Origin of the sequence: Shimwellia blattae DSM 4481 = NBRC 105725 (genome assembly GCF_000262305.1) — a bacterium.
GTDB lineage: Bacteria > Pseudomonadota > Gammaproteobacteria > Enterobacterales > Enterobacteriaceae > Shimwellia > Shimwellia blattae.
This window is the reverse complement of the sequence record NC_017910.1, coordinates 3,934,546-3,954,469: the sequence shown is the minus strand read 5'-3', so window position 1 is coordinate 3,954,469 and position 19,924 is coordinate 3,934,546. Positions and strand designations below refer to the sequence as shown.

Genomic DNA, 19,924 nt, shown 5'->3' with positions numbered 1-19,924 from the left:
CCTTAGCTTCGGCTAGGGATTTTTTTTGCCCGCAATTCAGCAAAACAGCGCTACCTGCGCCATTCCCGCTATTTTATATCACCGTACGGTTATCTGTATTAACCTGCCCGCTTTACCCGGCAGGGGCCGGTACAGGCATTTCTGATACCTGCTCGTCCAGGGGAAGGGACTTGAGCAGGTTTTTTATCTGAGATTGCTTATCGCTGTTCAGCAGCCAGATAGCGTAGAGCGGCCTGCTGATGCTCTGACCATCGGTTATCTGTACCAGATCACGCTGGCGACCTGCCCAGACGCCAGGCAGCCAGGCAAAACCGTTCATGTCTGACAGCATATTCACCACCAGTTGCGCGGAACTGGTGGTCAGCTCTGGCAGCTCATCGCTGGCCAGCAGCGCCGTTTCGTGCTGCTGAAAGTCCGGCCCCCACTCCAGGCGTAAGTAATTCAGATCCGCCCGGGGCCGGGCCGGAGAGACGCAGTACAGCGCAAGATCAAAATGGCCCAGCAACTGGCTGGCGAGCTCGTCCATTTTCGGGGATTCGGTGGTGATCAGCAGATCCAGCTGGCGCTCATGCAGTTGCTTTACCAGCGACTGGCGCTGGGCAATGCGTGCCTCAAACTGCATACCTGAGTTATCTTTATAGAGTTGTTTGAGCCAGCCGGTTAGCAGGGACTCCCACAGTGCCGGGCTGGCTCCGATGGAAAACTCATTATGCCTCGCGGTCTGGGCCACCTCTTTTTTGGCGGCCAGCCAGGTATTCATCAGGTTTTCGGCATAGGGAAGTAAACGCTCCCCGGCCGGGGTTAATCTGATGTTGTTCCGGTGGCGGGTAAACAGGTTCACTCCCAGCTGATTCTCAAGCTGGCGAATACGGAAACTGACGGCGGACTGTGTCAAATAGAGCGCTTCTGCCGCTCTGCCGAAGTGCCTTGTGCGGCTGACTTCGAGAAAGGTTTTCAGTAATTCGGTATCCACAGCCCACCCCTAAAAAAAATCATTCGATATGATTTAAATCTTTTGTTTTACACTCTGTCAAGCCTATCTAATACTCCGCGCCATAAATAGCCCGGCCAAGAGAATTAGGAGCGTGTAGGATGGCGGAAAGCTTTACGACGACTAATCGATTTTTCGACAATAAAAATTACCCGCGCGGGTTCTCTCGCCATGGGGATTTCACCATTAAAGAAGCGCAGATGCTTGAGCGTTGCGGCCATGCCTTTAATGATCTGGATCTCGGCAAACGTGAACCCGCTACGGATGAAGAAACGCTGTTTGTGGCCATGTGTCGCGGTGAACGTGAACCGGCTACTGAAGCAGAGCGTATCTGGTCTAAATACACTTCGCGTGTAAAACGCCCGAAGCGTTTCCACACCCTGTCTGGTGGTAAGCCGCAGATGGAAGGCGCGGAAGACTACACAGAAAGTGACGACTGATACAACCAGGGGCGCAAGCCCCTTTTTTTATGCCAGTTGTTTTTGCAGATGGATTAACAGCCTGTCCATAGCCCGGTAGCTGAGCGCCTCCTGAAGGTGTTTTTTCTCCAACTGCTCAGCACCGGCGAGATCGGCAATCGTCCGGGCCACCTTCAGTATTCGCTGCCAGGCTCTGATGGATAACCCCAGCTGCGTTATTGCCTCTTCAAGCCAGCGGGCGTCTGGTTTTTCCAGCGGGCATAGGGCATTTACCTCCTGGCTGCTGAGCTGTGCATTAAGTTTGTGCTGCCGGGCAAGCTGCAACGCCCGGGCCTGAATAACCCGCTCTCTTACGGTCGCGCTGGTTTCCCCTGCGGTATGCCCCTGGCTGAGCATCCCCGGGGCGAGCAGCGGGACTTCCAGGGTAATATCAAACCGGTCGAGAAAGGGCCCGGATAACCGGCTGAGATAGCGCAGGATTTGCCCGGGGGTAGAGCGGTTCAGCTCACCCTGATAATGGCCCCCGGGGCTGGGATTCATGGCGGCTATCAGCTGAAAACGGGCTGGATAATGTATTTTTGCCCGGGTGCGCGATAAATGAATTTCACCGGTTTCAATGGGTTCGCGCAGGGCATCCAGCGCCCGGCGTTCAAATTGCGGTAATTCATCAAGAAACAGCACGCCGTTATGGGCCAGCGAAATCTCCCCCGGTAGCGGTATACGCCCGCCACCCACCATCGCATTCAATGATGCACTGTGGTGAGGGGCGCGAAAGGGCCGCTGGCGCCAGGTGGCGGCCAGCTCCCGGTTATCCGCCAGGCTCTTTATGGCGGCGCTCTCCAGCGCTTCGCTCAGGGTTAGCGGGGGAAGCAGCCCGATAAGGCGTGTCGCCAGCATGGTTTTCCCCGTGCCAGGTGGGCCGATGAACAGCAGATTGTGGCCGCCCGCAGCGGTTATCTCCAGCGCCCGTTTTCCCTGCTCCTGGCCAATAATGTCGCGCAAATCTTCAGCCTGTTCCGCCGGGGTGGGATCCGGTGCCCGGGGCCGCAGTGGAGGCTGTTTGCCTTCAAGAATGGCGCAGACTTCCAGCAGCGTTCCGGCAACATAACAGCCAGGCCCGTCAATCAGCCCCACTTCAGCTTCGTTATCCTGAGGGACAATCATTTCTCTGCCAGCGTGGCTTGCCTGGATGGCACTGGATATGGCCCCGCAAACCCCCCGCATTGCGCCTGTGAGCGCCAGTTCACCAATGAACTCATACTGGTTCAGTGCAGTGGCAGAAAGCTGCTCTGACGCTGCCAGAAGTGCAATAGCAATGGGGAGATCATAGCGGCTGCCCTCTTTGGGTAAATCAGCCGGTGCGAGGTTGATAGTAATTTTACGTGCCGGGAAGGTATAACCACTGTTAATGATGGCACTGCGCACCCGATCCCGGGACTCTTTCACTGTGGTTTCGGGTAAGCCGACAATGGTGAGCGCGGGCAACCCGGCGCTGATATGTGCCTCTACGGTGACATAAGGTGCCGCGATCCCCAGCGCTGCCCGGGTATGAATTCTTGCAAGTGTCATGGTTCCTCCGTTACCGGAACAGTAACCAGGGCGGAAAATAAAGACGAACAGTGATGGTGAATCTCAGAATGTGGATCGCGATAAATAAGCGCGATTTAGCAGATTTATTGCAGATGTTTGCGGCATATCACGTATTTTTTGCTGAATATTTTTTGTGCCGGTTAATGAATATCTTTCATGTAAAAATAATTCCTTAAAAAACAATATGGTTAACGAAGCTGATTTGTTTAGCGGCGAAAAAATGCATAAATAAATCTTGTGTTGTTTGTTAACTCTGTGATAACTCTTTAGGCATTCCTTCGAACAAGACGTAAGAACATACAGAAAATGACAGCCCTCCTACTAGTGATTAGCCTGGTCGTGATTAGCGTGGTGGTGATTATTATCCCACCGTGCGGGGCTGCACTTCGAGGAGAAAAGGCTTAGAAATCAAGCTGAATCAACGAAACCCCCGCACCGAAAGGTCCGGGGGTTTTTTTATGTTTCGATAAAACTGGCGAGGAGCAGATATGACAAGTTGCAGCACAAAATTCTGTTTTCCGCAAACTAAGGCGGGGAACTAACTATGAACGGGGCACAGTGGGTGGTACATGCTTTGCGGGCGCAGGGAGTTGAAACCGTATTTGGTTATCCTGGTGGCGCAATTATGCCGGTCTACGATGCCCTGTATGACGGTGGTGTGGAGCACCTGCTGTGCCGACACGAACAGGGTGCGGCCATGGCGGCTATCGGCTATGCCCGGGCCACGGGTAAAACCGGCGTCTGCATTGCCACGTCAGGGCCGGGGGCCACTAACCTGATAACGGGCCTGGCGGATGCCCTGCTGGACTCTGTTCCGGTGGTGGCGATCACCGGCCAGGTTGCTGCTCCGCTGATCGGGACGGATGCCTTCCAGGAGGTGGACGTACTGGGGTTGTCCCTGGCCTGCACGAAGCACAGTTTTATGGTCCAGTCTCTGGAAGAGCTGCCGGCCATTATTGCCGAGGCCTTCACCATTGCGCGTTCTGGACGGCCGGGCCCGGTACTGGTTGATATCCCGAAAAATATCCAGTTAGCCTGTGGCGCGCTGGAGCCGGTATTGTCTGCGGTGGACGCGGTGCTGAGCTTTCCTGACCTGGCCATCGCCGAAGCCCGCCAGATGCTGAATACCGCCCAAAAACCGGTGTTGTACGTAGGCGGTGGCGTGGGTATGGCGAATGCGGTGCCTGCGTTGCGCGATTTCATCACCCGGACGCGGATCCCGGTGGTGTCTACCCTGAAAGGGCTGGGAGCGGCCGATCATCAGCACCCGGGGTATCTGGGAATGATTGGTATGCACGGCACCAAAGCCGCGAACCTGGCGGTGCAGTCGTGCGATCTGTTAATCGCCGCTGGCGCGCGCTTTGATGATCGCGTCACCGGCAAGCTGGAGACATTTGCTCCCCACGCCCGTGTTATTCATATGGATATCGACCCGGCGGAAATGAGCAAACTGCGCCATGCCCACGTGAGCCTGTGTGGCGATCTGAATCAGTTATTCCCGGCGCTGGCTCAGCCGCTGTCTGTTGCTCCCTGGCTGGAGGAGGTGGCGGCATTACGTGAGCAGCACGCCTGGCGTTATGACCATCCGGGCCAGTCCATCTTTGCCCCGCTGTTGCTCAGGCAGTTATCCGAGCGCAAACCACACAACGCGGTTGTCACGACCGATGTCGGCCAGCACCAGATGTGGTCGGCGCAGCATATGACCTTCAGCCGCCCGGAAAATTTCATCACCTCCAGTGGGTTAGGCACCATGGGCTTTGGCCTGCCTGCGGCGGTTGGCGCTCAGGTGGCGCGCCCGGACGATACGGTTATCTGCGTCTCCGGTGATGGTTCATTTATGATGAATGTTCAGGAACTGGGCACTATTAAGCGCAAACAGTTACCGGTCAAAATCGTGCTGCTGGATAACCAGCGCCTGGGCATGGTGCGCCAGTGGCAGCAGTTGTTCTTTGAAGAGCGCTACAGCGAAACCACCCTGACTGATAACCCCGATTTTCTGATGCTGGCGCAATCCTTCGGGATCCCCGGCCAGCATATAACCCGTAAAGACCAGGTAGAAGCGGCAATAGACCAGATGCTGAATAGCGAAGGCCCTTACCTGCTGCATGTCTCAATCGATGAGCTTGAGAACGTCTGGCCGCTGGTGCCCCCGGGTGCCAGTAACTCACAAATGCTGGAGAAATTATCATGATGCATCATCAGCTTGCCGTGAATGCCCGCTTCAGACCGGAAACCGTAGAGCGTATTTTGCGCGTGGTGCGCCACCGGGGCTTTCAGATCTGCGCCATGAACATGGAAACAGATCTGGCGGCGGACGATATTAATCTCGAATTGACCGTTGCCAGTCTGCGTCCTGTCGAATTACTGTTTAGCCAGTTGAGTAAATTAGCCGACGTGGCTCGCGTTGAAGTACACCAACTGACATCACAATCACAACAAATCCGCGCCTGAGCGCAAAAGGAAGAAAAATGACAACCAAAAAAGCTGATTACATCTGGTTCAATGGTGAGATGGTTCCCTGGGGCGAAGCAAAAGTGCACGTCATGTCCCATGCGCTGCACTACGGTACTTCCGTCTTTGAAGGCATTCGCTGCTATGACTCTCACAAAGGCCCGGTGGTGTTCCGTCATCGTGAACATATGCAGCGTTTGCATGATTCAGCCAAAATTTACCGCTTCCCGGTCTCTCAGAGTGTTGATGAACTGATGGAAGCCACCCGTCAGGTTATCCGTAAAAATAAGCTCACCGGGGCTTATATTCGCCCGCTGGTTTTCGTGGGGGATGTGGGCATGGGGGTTAACCCGCCGGAAGGGTACACCACGGATGTGATTATCGCTGCCTTCCCCTGGGGGGCTTACCTGGGGGCAGAGGCCCTGGACCAGGGGATCGACGCGATGGTCTCCTCCTGGAACCGCGTGGCACCGAACACTATCCCCACTGCCGCGAAAGCGGGCGGTAACTACTTGTCCTCCCTGCTGGTGGGTAGCGAAGCACGCCGCCACGGTTACCAGGAAGGTATTGCGCTGGATGTGAACGGCTATATCTCTGAAGGGGCAGGCGAAAACCTGTTTGAAGTGAAAGACGGCGTTCTGTTTACCCCGCCGTTTACCTCTTCCGCCCTGCCGGGGATCACCCGTGATGCCATCATCAAACTGGCGAAAGATATGGGTATCGAAGTGCGTGAGCAGGTGCTGTCCCGCGAATCCCTGTACCTGGCCGACGAGGTGTTTATGTCCGGTACTGCGGCGGAAATCACCCCGGTGCGGAGTGTCGACGGTATTCAGGTGGGTGCTGGCCGCTGTGGCCCGGTCACCAAACGCCTGCAGCAGGCGTTCTTTGGCCTGTTCACCGGCGAAACCGAAGACAAATGGGGCTGGCTGGATCCTGTAAACCAGTAATACCACGCAAATAACAACCGGGCGGCTATGGATCGCCCGGTTTACACCGACAGACCGGGGAGTAAATAAAGCATGCCTAAGTATCGTTCAGCTACCTCAACGCACGGCCGTAATATGGCGGGCGCCCGCGCACTGTGGCGCGCCACCGGTATGACCGATGGTGACTTCGGAAAACCGATTATTGCGGTTGTTAACTCGTTCACGCAGTTTGTTCCGGGCCACGTGCATCTGCGCGATCTGGGCAAACTGGTGGCAGAGCAAATTGAGGCTGCGGGTGGGGTCGCCAAAGAGTTCAATACCATTGCGGTCGATGACGGTATCGCCATGGGGCACGGAGGCATGCTTTATTCACTGCCATCCCGGGAGCTTATTGCTGACTCGGTAGAATATATGGTCAATGCCCACTGTGCGGACGCCATGGTGTGTATTTCGAACTGCGATAAGATAACCCCGGGGATGCTGATGGCGGCACTGCGCCTGAATATTCCGGTTATCTTTGTTTCCGGCGGCCCTATGGAAGCCGGGAAAACCAAACTGTCCGATAAAATCATCAAACTGGATCTGATTGATGCGATGATCCAGGGGGCTAACCCGTCGGTGAGTGACGAGGTCAGCGCCCAGTATGAGCGTTCCGCCTGCCCGACCTGTGGCTCCTGCTCCGGAATGTTCACCGCCAACTCCATGAACTGCCTGACGGAAGCACTGGGGTTATCCCAGCCGGCAAACGGTTCCCTGCTGGCGACCCATGTGGATCGTAAAACGCTGTTTGAAAATGCCGGTAAGCGCATCGTGGAGCTGACAAAGCGCTATTACGAGCAGGACGATGCCAGCGCCCTGCCGCGCACCATTGCCAGCAAAGCCGCGTTTGAAAACGCCATGATGCTCGATATCGCCATGGGCGGCTCCACCAATACGGTACTGCACCTGCTGGCGGCAGCCCAGGAGGGTGAGGTGGACTTCACCATGAGCGATATTGATCGCCTGTCGCGCAAAGTGCCCCAGCTGTGTAAGGTGGCGCCGAGCACCCAGAAATACCATATGGAAGATGTGCACCGGGCGGGGGGCGTGATGGGGATCTTAGGGGAGCTGGATCGCGCCGGGTTACTGAACCGCGACGTGAAAAATATCCTCGGGCTGAGCCTGGGGGAGACCCTGGCCCGCTACGACATTATGCAGACGGATGATCCGGCGGTAAAAACCCTGTTTACCGCAGGCCCGGCGGGTATCCGCACGACGCAGGCATTTTCCCAGTCCTGCCGCTGGGACTCGCTGGATGACGATCGCCAGGAGGGATGTATCCGCTCCCTGGAGCACGCCTATAGTCTGGAAGGGGGCCTGGCGGTGCTGTACGGCAATTTTGCCGAGAAAGGCTGTATCGTGAAAACCGCCGGTGTGGATGACAGCAACCTGACCTTCCGCGGCCCGGCAAAAGTCTATGAAAGCCAGGATGATGCGGTTGAGGCTATCCTCGGGGGCAAGGTGGTGGCCGGTGATGTGGTGGTCATTCGCTATGAGGGGCCGAAAGGCGGCCCGGGGATGCAGGAAATGCTGTACCCCACCAGCTTCCTGAAATCGATGGGGCTGGGTAAATCCTGTGCGCTGATTACCGATGGCCGCTTCTCCGGCGGCACCTCTGGCTTGTCCATTGGCCATGTCTCCCCGGAAGCGGCCAATGGCGGCACCATCGGCCTGATCCAGAACGGCGATATTATCGATATTGATATCCCGTCGCGCAGTATTTCGCTGGTGGTTGACCCACAGGAGCTGGCCTGCCGCCGTGAGGCGCAGGAGGCCCGTGGCGCCCGGGCCTGGACGCCAGTTGATCGTAACCGCCAGGTTTCCTTTGCCCTGCGCGCCTATGCAAGCCTTGCCACCAGTGCCGATCAGGGCGCGGTGCGCGATAAATCGAAACTCGGGGGTTGATGATGTCTGAATCTCAACCGCTATCTGCCGCCCCGGAAGGGGCGGAATATCTGCGTGCGGTGCTGCGATCCCCGGTTTATGAGGTCGCCCAGGTCACCCCGTTGCAGAAAATGGACAAAATCTCCGCCCGGCTGGATAACACCATCCTGGTAAAACGCGAAGACCGCCAGCCGGTACACAGCTTCAAGCTGCGCGGCGCTCACGCCATGATTGCCGGGCTGACCCGGCAACAAAAGGAGCACGGGGTGGTCACCGCTTCTGCCGGTAACCATGCTCAGGGGGTGGCGATGTCTTCCGCCCGCCTCGGGATCCGGGCGCTTATTGTGATGCCGGTGACAACGGCGGATATCAAAGTCGATGCGGTGCGCGGTTTTGGCGGTGAAGTGCTGCTCTACGGGGCGAACTTTGACGAAGCCAAAGCGAAAGCTATCGAACTGTCTGAGCAGCAGGGGTATACCTATGTGCCGCCGTTTGATCACCCGGCGGTGATTGCCGGGCAGGGAACCCTGGCGCTGGAGATGCTCCAGCAGGATCCCCACCTGGACCGGATCTTTGTGCCGGTCGGGGGCGGTGGTCTGGCGGCCGGGGTTGCGGTGCTGATCAAGCAACTGATGCCGCAGATCAAAGTGATCGCCGTAGAGGCGGAAGACTCCGCCTGCCTGAAAGCGGCGCTGGATGCCGGGCACCCGGTGGATCTGCCCCGGGTCGGGTTATTTGCCGAAGGGGTCGCGGTAAAACGCATTGGCGATGAGACCTTCCGCCTGTGCCGGGAGTATCTGGATGACATCATCACCGTGGACAGCGATGCCATCTGTGCGGCCGTAAAAGACCTGTTTGAAGATGTGCGGGCGGTGGCGGAGCCTTCCGGGGCCCTGGCGCTGGCCGGGATTAAAAAGTATATCCAGCAGCACAATATTCGCGGTGAGCGCCTGGCGCATATCCTCTCCGGGGCGAACGTGAATTTCCACGGTCTGCGTTACGTGTCGGAGCGTTGTGAACTGGGCGAGCAGCGCGAAGCCCTGCTGGCGGTGACCATCCCGGAAGAGAAAGGCAGCTTCCTGAAGTTCTGCCAGCTGCTGGGGGGCCGTTCGGTCACGGAGTTTAACTACCGCTATGCGGACGCCCGCGACGCCTGCATCTTTGTGGGGGTCCGGCTTAGCCGCGGCCCGGAAGAGCGCCGGGAGATTATCCGCGTGCTCCAGGATGGGGGCTACGGGGTGGTTGATCTCTCTGATGATGAGATGGCCAAACTGCATGTGCGTTACATGGTGGGGGGACGCCCGTCCCGGGCGCTGCATGAACGGCTGTACAGCTTCGAGTTTCCGGAATCCCCCGGGGCGCTGCTGAAATTCCTGCAAACCCTGGGCACCCACTGGAATATTTCCCTGTTTCATTACCGCAGCCACGGCACGGACTATGGCCGCGTGCTGGCCGCGTTTGAACTGGGCGAACATGAGCCGGATTTCGAAACCCGGCTCCATGAGCTGGGCTACGAGTGCCATGACGAGACCCGTAACCCGGCGTTCCGGTTTTTCCTCGCCGGTCAGTGACTGGCGGGCAGTAACTTCCAGAACGCATGAATAAGCGGCTCAGCGAGCCGCTTTTTTTGTACGCACACGCCAAGCTCAAACGGGGTTTTATCGTCGCTGCGCTCCAGGATCTGCACCCGGTTGCGCACCGGCTCCGGGCTGTTTTCCAGCACCACTTCCGGGATAAGCGCCACCCCACACCCCAGGGCCACCATCGACACCATCGCTTCATGGCCGCCTACCGTGGCGTAAATCGCCGGGCTGGAGATTTTATGGCGCCGGAACCACAGCTCAATACGGCGGCGCACCGGCCCCTGATCCGGCAGGATAAACGGCACGGTTGACCAGTCCGGCTCAGGCTGGCTGACCTGGCTGCGTACCGGGCAGGCCAGTGCCGGGGCGATCAGCACCACCGCCAGGTTCTCCAGCATGGAGAAGTCCACCGCTCCGGGCAGGTGCTCCGGCTTCCCGGCAATCGCCAGATCCGCATCGCCGGAATTGACCTTTTCCACCGCGTCGGCGGCGTCGCCGGTCGTCAGTTTGATTTCCACAGAGGGATGCTCCGCCCGGAAACGGTCCAGAATGGGCGGTAAGTGGCTGTAAGCGGCGGTGACCGAGCAGAACAGATGCAGCTCCCCGGATAATGACGGCCCCTGCTGATCAATGCCGTGGCGCAGTTGCTGGTACTGCAACAATGTGTGCTGGGCAAATTCGCGCAGCGCCTCTCCGGCCCCGGTCAGGGTCACGGTGCGGTTATCGCGCACAAACAGCGGCTGGCCGAGATCCTCCTCCAGGCGCTGGATCTGGCGCGACAGGGTCGAGGGGCTGACGTGCATCGCCCTGGCGCTGCGCCCGAAGTGGCGGCTTTCTGCCAGGTGCAGAAAGGTTTTGAGTTCGCGAATATCCATGGGCTGATCCTTTAGTGCGACATTTCATATTATGCAACATGGTGTTGTTAATATATCAATTTAAGCAACGGACTTCCTGTCATATAGTGGCTTCATGGCGCGTAATCACGCCCCCCGACAACAAGCACAACCGCATCCGATGAGGAAACACAATGGCTAACTATTTCAATACGCTGAATCTGCGTCAGCAGCTGGCACAACTGGGCAAATGTCGTTTTATGGCGCGCGAAGAATTCGCAGACGAAGCCGGTTACCTCAAAGGTAAAAAAGTGGTCATCGTGGGTTGTGGCGCCCAGGGTCTGAATCAGGGCCTGAATATGCGCGATTCCGGGCTGGATATCTCCTATGCACTGCGTGCTGAAGCGATCGCCGAAAAACGCGCCTCCTGGCGCCGGGCGACGGAAAACGGCTTCACCGTGGGCAGCTATGAAACGCTGATCCCGCAGGCGGACCTGGTGGTAAACCTGACCCCGGACAAGCAGCACACTGCGGTGGTGCAGGCCGTTCAGCCGCTGATGAAAAAAGGCGCGGCGCTGGGCTACTCCCACGGTTTTAACATTGTGGAAGTGGGCGAGCAGATCCGCAAAGACATCACGGTGGTGATGGTAGCGCCGAAATGCCCGGGCACCGAAGTGCGTGAAGAGTACAAACGCGGCTTCGGGGTGCCAACCCTGATTGCCGTACACCCGGAAAACGACCCGCAGGGTGAAGGCATGGCGATTGCCAAAGCCTGGGCTGCGGCCACCGGCGGCCACCGTGCGGGTGTGCTGGAATCCTCCTTCGTTGCCGAAGTGAAATCTGACCTGATGGGCGAGCAGACCATTCTGTGCGGTATGCTGCAGGCGGGCTCCCTGCTGTGCTTTGATAAGCTGGTGGCTGAAGGGACTGACCCGGCATACGCAGAAAAACTGATCCAGTTCGGCTGGGAAACCATCACTGAGGCACTCAAGCAGGGCGGGATCACCCTGATGATGGATCGCCTGTCTAACCCGGCGAAAATCCGCGCTTATGGGTTATCTGAGCAGCTGAAAACCATCATGACGCCGCTGTTCCGCAAGCATATGGATGACATTATCTCCGGTGAGTTCTCCTCCGGCATGATGGCTGACTGGGCAGAAGACGACAAGAAACTGCTGACCTGGCGTGAAGAGACCGGTAAAACCGCGTTTGAGAACGCCCCGCAGTATGAAGGGAAGATCGGTGAGCAGGAATACTTCGATAAAGGCGTGCTGATGATTGCGATGGTTAAAGCGGGCGTTGAGCTGGCCTTCGAAACCATGGTCTCTTCCGGGATTATTGCCGAATCCGCCTACTATGAATCGCTGCATGAGTTACCGCTGATAGCCAACACCATTGCCCGTAAACGCCTGTATGAAATGAACGTGGTTATCTCTGATACGGCGGAATACGGTAACTATCTGTTCTCCTACGCGGCAGTACCGCTGCTGAAAGACTTTATGGCAACGATCCAGCCAGACGATCTGGGCCAGGCTGCTCCGGTTACCGCGGTGGATAACGCCCAGCTGCGCGATGTGAACGAGGCGATTCGCCAGCATCCTATTGAGCAGGTAGGTAAGAAACTGCGCGGCTATATGACCGATATGAAACGTATTGCTGTGGCGGGTTAACCCCCGGCATAACACCACAAAGCCCGGTGCGCTGATGGCACCGGGCTTTTTTATTGTGGCGGCGGGCAATCAGTTGCGGTACAGCACTTTGATAATGTGGTAGCCGAACTGGGTATGCAGCGGGCCGGTAGGCTCCAGCACCGGGCAGGAGAACACCACTTTGTCGAACGCCGGCACCATCTGGCCCTGGCGGAACTCCCCTAAATGGCCGCCTTTTTTACCGGACGGGCAGGTGGAGTGTTTTTTCGCCAGTTTCTCGAAATCAGCACCGTTTTTGATCTGCTCAAGCAGATCAAGCGCCAGTTTTTCGTCTTTGACCAGGATATGCATTGCTGCTGCGGTTTTTGCCATGATAACACCTTCATCGTGGGGGAAAATAAAGCGGCCAATAGTAGCACGGGCCGGTCACGGGCCAACACTTTACTCTTCGGTCATCAATCTCCGGCAGGGTTTCTGCTACAATCCTCACCCCGTCTGAAGATTGAGCAATAAAGCTATGCGCCTGAACCCCGGTCAGCAACAAGCTGTCGACTTTGTCACTGGTCCCTGCCTGGTATTAGCCGGAGCCGGTTCCGGCAAAACCCGCGTTATCACCAATAAAATCGCCCACCTGATCCGCGGCTGCGGTTATCAGGCCCGGCATATTGCGGCAGTGACCTTTACCAATAAAGCCGCCCGGGAAATGAAAGAGCGCGTTGCCCAGACGCTGGGGCGCAAAGAGGCTCGTGGCCTGATGATCTCCACCTTTCATACACTGGGGCTTGAGATCATTAAGCGTGAATACGCAGCCCTGGGCATGAAGTCTAACTTCTCATTGTTTGACGACACGGATCAGCTGGCGCTGATTAAAGATCTCACCGAAGGGCTGCTGGAAAACGACAAAGTTATCTACCAGCAGCTGATCTCGACGATCTCCAACTGGAAGAACGATCTGATGGGGCCGGATCAGGCAGCGGCCATGGCCCGTGGCGAGCGGGATCGGATCTTCGCCCACTGTTACCGGCTCTATTACGATCACCTGAAAGCCTGCAACGTGCTGGATTTTGACGATCTTATCCTGTTGCCGACCCTGCTGTTGCAGCGCAATGAAGAAGTGCGCGAGCGCTGGCAGAACAAGATTCGCTACCTGCTGGTGGATGAATATCAGGACACCAACACCAGCCAGTATGAGCTGGTCAAACTGCTGGTGGGCAGCCGGGCGCGGTTTACCGTTGTGGGGGATGATGACCAGTCGATTTACTCCTGGCGTGGCGCCCGTCCGCAAAATCTGGTGCTGCTGAGCCAGGATTTCCCGGCCCTGCAGGTTATCAAGCTGGAGCAGAACTACCGCTCTTCCGGGCGCATTCTTAAAGCGGCCAATATCCTTATCGCCAATAACCCCCACGTTTTTGAGAAAAAACTGTTCTCTGAACTGGGCTACGGGCCGGAGCTGAAAGTGCTCAGCGCGAACAATGAGGATCATGAAGCGGAGCGGGTGACCGGGGAGCTGATTGCCCACCACTTTATTAATAAGACCCAGTATAAGGATTACGCCATCCTGTACCGGGGTAACCACCAGTCCCGGGTATTCGAAAAAATGCTGATGCAAAACCGGATCCCGTACCGCATTTCCGGCGGCACTTCGTTCTTTTCACGCCCGGAAATTAAAGACTTACTGGCCTACCTGCGGGTGCTGACCAACCCGGATGACGACAGCGCCTTTTTGCGTATCGTGAATACACCGCGCCGCGAAATTGGCCCGGCGACGCTACAGAAACTGGGCGAGTGGGCACTCCAGCGCAATAAAAGTATGTTTACCGCCAGCTTTGATCTGGGCCTGAGCCAGACCCTGACCGGGCGTGGTTACGAGGCCCTGACCCGCTTTACCCACTGGCTGGGCGAGGTTGCCCGCCTGTCTGAAAAAGAGCCGGTGGCCGCAGTGCGCGATCTTATCCACGGCATTGACTACGAAAGCTGGCTGTTTGAAACCTCGCCCAGCCCGAAAGCGGCCGAAATGCGCATGAAGAACGTCAACCAGCTGTTTACCTGGATGACCGAGATGCTGGAAGGCTCGGACCTGGAAGAGCCCATGACCCTGACCCAGGTGGTCACCCGCTTTACCCTGCGCGATATGATGGAGCGCGGCGAAAGCGAAGAGGAGCTGGATCAGGTGCAGCTGATGACCCTGCACGCCTCAAAAGGGCTGGAATTCCCGTATGTTTATCTGGTGGGCATGGAAGAGGGGCTGTTACCGCACCAGAGCAGCATTGATGAAGACAACATTGATGAAGAGCGGCGCCTGGCGTACGTGGGGATCACCCGGGCCCAGAAAGAGCTGACCTTCACCCTGTGTAAAGAGCGCCGCCAGTACGGGGAGTCCGTCCGCCCGGAACCCAGCCGCTTCCTGCTGGAGCTTCCTCAGGACGATTTACAGTGGGAAGTGGAGCGTAAAAAAGTGAGCGCCGAAGAGCGGATGCAAAAAGGCCAGGCGCACCTGGCCAGTATCCGTGAACAGCTGGCGAAGGCCCGTAAGGGTTAGCAGACCTCCAGGGGCCAGTGGACATAGCTTTGCCACTGGCACTCTTGCTCCAGCAGCTCGCTACCCAGCGGATGAGCCGCCAGCCAGTGGGGGGGCAGCGTCAGACGCAGGGTGTCGCCATCGGCGGTGATACCGACCTCCGGCAGGGTGTCGTTGCGGCGGCGACCGGCAAAAATGATCGCCAGACGCAGCAGGCGGCACAGCTGCTCTGCCACCCTGGGGGGCAGCGCATTTTGCTGATTCAGGGATGATAAATCGATGGGGTTGGTCTGGTTTTGCAGCAGTGTCGCCAGCAGCTTCTTCTGGGCCGGGGTAAATCCGGGCAAATCAAGGTTACTGACCAGATACGCCGCGTGCCGGGGCGCATGTTTAAAGTCCACGCTGAGCCCGATTTCATGCAGCAGGCAGGCGCTGTTTAACATGTCCTTACTTAAGGCATCCAGCTTCCAGGTGGCCTCCAGCCGGGCGGTGAAGTGAGCCGCCAGCAGGCGAACCCGCTCTGCCTGCTCGATATCCACATTGAAGCGGCGCTGAATATTGCGCAGCGTGCGGCTGCGGATATCCTGATCTACTGCCAGGTGGAGCATGCCGTAGACCAGCCCTTCACGCAGGGCGCCACCGGCGAGCGTCATGCAGTCGATATTCAGCTCGGTAAAGATGGCTATCAGGATCGCCAGCCCGCTGGGGAACACCAGCGCCCGCTCAAGGGTCAGCCCTTCAATTTCCAGCTCTTCAAGACGCCCGCACTGAATGGCTTTTTGCCTGAGTTGCAGGAGCTTGCTCAGGGTGATGCGTTCGTCCATCCCCTGGGCCATCATGATTTCCTGCAGCGCCTGCACCGTGCCGGAAGCACCGACACACACTTTCCAGCCGTTTTTACGCAGCTCAGGCACCACCGGCAGCAGCACATCACGGGCGGCGGCCTGGGCGGCGTCAAAATTTTCGCGGGTCAGGCTGCGGTCGGCAAAGTAGTGCTCCAGCCAGGTTACGCAACCCATTGAGAGACTGAACAGCGCGGTGGTTTGTGCACCAGTACCGGTAACCATCTCGGTGCTGGCCCCGCCGATATCCACCACCAGGCGCTGATCCGCACCGCCAGTGGTGTGGGCCACCCCCTGGTAAATCAGGCGCGCTTCTTCTTCGCCGCTTATCACCTGCACCGGGCAGCCGAGGATCTGCTGCGCCTTGTTGATAAAAACATCCGCATTGGTTGCCAGACGCAGGGTGGCGGTGGCCACCGCGCGAATCTGGGTGCCGGGAATATCCTGCAGGCGTTCGGCGAACAGCCGCAAACACTCCCAGCCCCGCTCCATCGCTTCTGCGGATAGCTGGCGTTGCGAGTTGAGACCCGCGGCCAGGCGAACTTTGCGCTTGATACGGGTGAGGGCCTGAATACTGCCCGCCACCTCACGTACAACCAGCATATGAAAGCTGTTTGAGCCTAAATCAATCGCAGCATACAGTGAGGTGGGTCCGGGCATCGTTAATTATCCTGCGCGACGACGATTACGGTTCGCGTTACCCCGGCGCTGGTTATTATTACCAGGGCGAGCGCGGGTTAAACGCTTCGGCGGCGGCAGTTCGGTTAACAGCGCATCCGGGTTGTATTTACTGACCGGGATCGAGTGGCCAATATAGTTTTCAATGGCCGGCAGATTCAGCGCGTACTCTTCACAGGCGAGGCTGATAGAAGAACCACTTGCCCCGGCACGGCCGGTACGGCCAATACGGTGTACGTAGTCTTCACAGTCGTCCGGCAAGTCATAGTTAAAGACGTGCGTCACTTCCGGAATATGCAGGCCGCGGGCGGCCACATCGGTGGCGACCAGAATATCGAGATTGCCGTGGGTAAAATCGTCCAGAATACGCAGGCGTTTCTTCTGGGCAACGTCACCGGTCAGCAAACCTACCCGGTGACCGTCTGCGGCCAGGTGGCCCCAGATATCTTCACAGCGGTGTTTGGTATTGGCGAAAATAATCGCCCGATCCGGCCATTCTTCTTCGATAAGCGTTTGCAGTAAACGCATTTTTTCGTCGTTAGACGGGTAGAACAGCTCTTCTTTAATGCGGTGGCCGGTTTTCTGTTCCGGTTCCACTTCAACATATTCAGCGTTGTTCATCTGCTCAAAGGCCAGCTCACGCACCCGGTAAGAAAGGGTGGCGGAGAACAGCATATTGAGGCGTTCGGTGGCGGGCGGCATGCGGCGGAACAGCCAGCGGATGTCTTTAATAAAGCCCAGATCGTACATGCGGTCTGCTTCATCGAGCACTACAACCTGAATCGCGCCCATGTTGACGTAATTCTGTTTGGTGTAGTCGATAAGGCGACCGGTGGTGCCGATCAGGATATCCACGCCGCTTTCCAGCACTTTGAGCTGCTTGTCATAACCATCACCGCCATAGGCGAGGCCCAGCTTCAGACCGGTCGCTTCGGCCAGGGGCTCTGCGTCGGAGTGAATCTGAACGGCCAGTTCGCGGGTCGGGGCCATGATCAGCGCGCGCGGCTGGTTCACCTGGCGGTTTTCGTGGGCCGGGTGAGAGAGTAAATAGTGGAACGTTGACGTTAAAAACGCCATCGTTTTGCCAGTACCGGTTTGCGCCTGCCCGGCAACGTCTTTTCCCGCGAGAGTCAGGGGAAGTGCCAGTGCCTGAATGTGCGTACAGTTGGTAAACCCTTTTTTCTCAAGGGCTTCAACCACTTGCGGGTGCAGGGCGAAGTCGGAAAACTTCTTGTCTGTCAAATGTGTTTTGCTCATAGTGAGGTAGAATATCAGTTTACTATTGCTTTACGAAAGCACATCCGTTGAAATAAACGGGTGAAATAAAGTCATCCTGGGTGGTTAATGCTACACCACCAGGCCAGGCATAATCCTGTGGAGTAAAACATGAGCGATAAAATTATTCACCTGACTGACGACGGTTTCGACACGGATGTGCTCAAAGCGGATGGGTTAATTCTGGTTGATTTCTGGGCAGAATGGTGCGGTCCATGCAAAATGATCGCCCCGATTCTGGATGAAATCGCTGATGAATATCAGGGCAAACTGACCGTTGCCAAACTGAACATCGACCAGAACCCGGCAACCGCGCCGAAATATGGCATCCGCGGTATCCCGACTCTGCTGTTATTCAAGAATGGCGAAGTCGCTGCGACCAAAGTGGGCGCCCTGTCCAAAGGTCAGTTAAAAGAGTTCCTGGACGCCAACCTGGCGTAAGCGAATTCGCGGTGCGTGCGGCAGTCCTGGATTTGTTTCCGGGGACTGCTGGACGCCCGCTCATCACCGTGCTATGTTACTCTTACTGCGTTTTAAACTTACCTTGTAGTTTGAATCTTGTAATACCTTAAGACTTCCCGCGTGCTGCGTTTCTTTATTAACTGCAACGGGCGTGTAGTTATGTAATCGAAATTCGGGCTTATCACCTTAATCTGTTGTAACCGCTCCAGTTCTGAGCTTTTCTTGTGCCGGACAGTGGTGAGGCAAGTGGTGGTAGCCATAAACAGGCATGGATGACCCTGCCATACCATTCACGACACTAAATTTCGAGATTTACCCCGAGTTTAAGAACCCACCATTATGAATCTTACCGAATTAAAGAATACGCCGGTTTCTGAGCTGATTACTCTCGGCGAAAATATGGGGCTGGAAAACCTGGCCCGTATGCGCAAGCAAGACATCATCTTCGCGATCCTCAAGCAGCACGCGAAGAGCGGCGAAGATATTTTCGGCGACGGTGTGCTGGAGATATTGCAGGATGGATTCGGATTCCTCCGCTCTGCAGACAGCTCCTACCTTGCCGGTCCTGATGATATCTACGTTTCTCCCAGCCAAATCCGCCGTTTCAACCTCCGCACTGGTGACACCATTTCCGGGAAAATCCGTCCGCCGAAAGAAGGCGAGCGCTATTTTGCCCTGTTAAAAGTTAACGAAGTTAACTACGACAAACCGGAAAACGCCCGCAGTAAAATTCTGTTTGAAAACTTAACCCCGCTGCACGCGAACTCCCGTTTGCGTATGGAGCGCGGTAACGGTTCAACCGAAGACTTAACCGCCCGTGTTCTGGATCTGGCATCCCCGATTGGCCGCGGCCAGCGTGGCCTGATCGTGGCACCGCCGAAAGCCGGTAAAACCATGCTGCTGCAGAACATCGCCCAGAGCATTGCCTACAATCACCCGGATTGTGTGCTGATGGTGCTGCTGATTGACGAACGTCCGGAAGAAGTTACCGAGATGCAGCGTCTGGTCAAAGGCGAAGTGGTTGCCTCTACCTTTGATGAACCTGCCTCCCGCCACGTGCAGGTTGCTGAAATGGTGATTGAAAAAGCCAAGCGCCTGGTTGAGCACAAAAAAGACGTTATTATCCTGCTCGACTCCATCACCCGTCTGGCCCGTGCCTATAACACCGTGGTGCCGGCTTCCGGTAAAGTGCTGACCGGTGGTGTGGACGCCAACGCCCTGCATCGCCCGAAACGCTTCTTCGGTGCGGCCCGTAACGTGGAAGAGGGCGGCAGCCTGACCATTATCGCGACCGCGCTGATTGATACCGGTTCGAAGATGGACGAAGTGATTTACGAAGAGTTTAAAGGCACCGGTAACATGGAACTGCATCTCTCTCGTAAAATTGCTGAAAAACGCGTCTTCCCGGCTATCGACTACAACCGTTCCGGTACCCGTAAAGAAGAGCTGCTCACTACTCAGGAAGAACTGCAGAAAATGTGGATCCTGCGCAAGATTATTCACCCGATGGGGGAGATCGACGCGATGGAATTCCTGATTAATAAACTGGCAATGACGAAAACAAACGACGAATTTTTCGACATGATGAAACGTTCGTAATTGTCAGAAACTCGGGGAACGCCACGCTTTGACGTGGCGTTTTTCTTTTCTGCTATATACGATATGTGGGGTGGGCGGCAACCCGGTTTCCGGGGCTGTTGTTTACTGTACGAAAGCCACTATTACGGACTAATCTGGTGGTCTTTTGCCATTACTGGCATGTTTTTTGCTTTTTATAATATAAA

At 56.6% G+C, this 19,924-nt stretch carries 17 protein-coding genes; 11 read left to right on the top strand and 6 right to left on the bottom strand.

The window, feature by feature from the left end; all coding sequences use genetic code 11:
- Positions 1–112: 112 nt before the first annotated feature.
- The gene (gene hdfR, locus EBL_RS18490; protein ID WP_002444125.1) at positions 113–973 is read right to left on the bottom strand and encodes an HTH-type transcriptional regulator HdfR; all 861 of its coding nucleotides are present in this window, start codon (positions 971–973) and stop codon (positions 113–115) included.
- 119 nt (positions 974–1,092) lie between these two features.
- Here hdfR and EBL_RS18485 point away from each other — a divergent pair, with 119 nt between their 5' ends.
- Positions 1,093–1,431, top strand: coding sequence for a MaoP family protein (locus EBL_RS18485; RefSeq protein WP_002444126.1), 339 nt, complete (start codon positions 1,093–1,095; stop codon positions 1,429–1,431).
- A 27-nt stretch (positions 1,432–1,458) separates the two neighbouring features.
- Here the strand turns inward: EBL_RS18485 and EBL_RS18480 are convergent, their stop codons facing one another.
- Positions 1,459–2,979, bottom strand: a complete 1,521-nt coding sequence (locus tag EBL_RS18480; protein WP_002444127.1) for a YifB family Mg chelatase-like AAA ATPase — start codon at positions 2,977–2,979, stop codon at positions 1,459–1,461.
- Positions 2,980–3,306: 327 nt separating this feature from the next.
- On the opposite strand from EBL_RS18480, the gene ilvL reads away from it, so the two are divergent.
- The 6 genes from ilvL (at position 3,307) to ilvA (ending at position 9,871) form a co-directional block, all read left to right on the top strand.
- Positions 3,307–3,405 (top strand): ilv operon leader peptide, encoded by a 99-nt coding sequence (gene ilvL / locus EBL_RS20200; protein ID WP_071840843.1) that lies wholly within the window; start codon positions 3,307–3,309, stop codon positions 3,403–3,405.
- 139 nt (positions 3,406–3,544) lie between these two features.
- A complete protein-coding gene (gene ilvG / locus EBL_RS18475; RefSeq protein WP_002444128.1) occupies positions 3,545–5,191 on the top strand; it encodes an acetolactate synthase 2 catalytic subunit in 1,647 nt (548 codons plus the stop codon).
- Positions 5,188–5,451: an acetolactate synthase 2 small subunit gene (gene ilvM, locus EBL_RS18470; protein ID WP_002444130.1), complete on the top strand. Its 264-nt coding sequence runs from the start codon at positions 5,188–5,190 to the stop codon at positions 5,449–5,451. Before ilvG ends, ilvM begins: the two co-directional genes overlap by 4 nt.
- A gap of 17 nt (positions 5,452–5,468) precedes the next feature.
- Entirely contained in the window at positions 5,469–6,398 is a 930-nt protein-coding gene (locus tag EBL_RS18465; protein WP_002444132.1) for a branched-chain amino acid transaminase, read from the top strand.
- A gap of 72 nt (positions 6,399–6,470) precedes the next feature.
- Positions 6,471–8,321, top strand: coding sequence for a dihydroxy-acid dehydratase (gene ilvD, locus EBL_RS18460; protein ID WP_002444134.1), 1,851 nt, complete (start codon positions 6,471–6,473; stop codon positions 8,319–8,321).
- 2 nt (positions 8,322–8,323) lie between these two features.
- Complete coding sequence (gene ilvA / locus EBL_RS18455; RefSeq protein WP_002444136.1) at positions 8,324–9,871, top strand: threonine ammonia-lyase, biosynthetic; 1,548 nt, start codon at positions 8,324–8,326, stop codon at positions 9,869–9,871.
- Here the strand turns inward: ilvA and ilvY are convergent.
- Complete coding sequence (gene ilvY / locus EBL_RS18450; RefSeq protein ID WP_002444137.1) at positions 9,865–10,758, bottom strand: HTH-type transcriptional activator IlvY; 894 nt, start codon at positions 10,756–10,758, stop codon at positions 9,865–9,867. The two genes, ilvA and ilvY, sit on opposite strands and share 7 nt — an antisense overlap.
- 152 nt (positions 10,759–10,910) lie before the next feature.
- Between ilvY and ilvC the strand changes: the two genes are divergently transcribed.
- Complete coding sequence (gene ilvC / locus EBL_RS18445; RefSeq protein WP_002444139.1) at positions 10,911–12,386, top strand: ketol-acid reductoisomerase; 1,476 nt, start codon at positions 10,911–10,913, stop codon at positions 12,384–12,386.
- Positions 12,387–12,455: 69 nt separating this feature from the next.
- On the opposite strand, the gene ppiC is transcribed toward ilvC, so the two are convergent.
- A complete protein-coding gene (gene ppiC, locus EBL_RS18440) occupies positions 12,456–12,737 on the bottom strand; it encodes a peptidylprolyl isomerase PpiC (RefSeq protein WP_002444141.1) in 282 nt (93 codons plus the stop codon).
- A 145-nt stretch (positions 12,738–12,882) separates the two neighbouring features.
- On the opposite strand from ppiC, the gene rep reads away from it, so the two are divergent.
- On the top strand, positions 12,883–14,904 hold the full coding sequence (gene rep / locus EBL_RS18435) for a DNA helicase Rep (RefSeq protein ID WP_002444143.1): 2,022 nt from the start codon (positions 12,883–12,885) through the stop codon (positions 14,902–14,904).
- Here the strand turns inward: rep and gppA are convergent.
- Complete coding sequence (gene gppA, locus EBL_RS18430; RefSeq protein WP_002444145.1) at positions 14,901–16,385, bottom strand: guanosine-5'-triphosphate,3'-diphosphate diphosphatase; 1,485 nt, start codon at positions 16,383–16,385, stop codon at positions 14,901–14,903. The two genes, rep and gppA, sit on opposite strands and share 4 nt — an antisense overlap.
- A 6-nt stretch (positions 16,386–16,391) precedes the next feature.
- Complete coding sequence (gene rhlB / locus EBL_RS18425; RefSeq protein WP_002444147.1) at positions 16,392–17,660, bottom strand: ATP-dependent RNA helicase RhlB; 1,269 nt, start codon at positions 17,658–17,660, stop codon at positions 16,392–16,394.
- A gap of 129 nt (positions 17,661–17,789) precedes the next feature.
- Between rhlB and trxA the strand changes: the two genes are divergently transcribed.
- A complete protein-coding gene (gene trxA, locus EBL_RS18420; RefSeq protein WP_002444149.1) occupies positions 17,790–18,119 on the top strand; it encodes a thioredoxin TrxA in 330 nt (109 codons plus the stop codon).
- A gap of 360 nt (positions 18,120–18,479) precedes the next feature.
- A complete protein-coding gene (gene rho, locus EBL_RS18415) occupies positions 18,480–19,739 on the top strand; it encodes a transcription termination factor Rho (RefSeq protein ID WP_002444150.1) in 1,260 nt (419 codons plus the stop codon).
- Positions 19,740–19,924 lie beyond the last annotated feature (185 nt).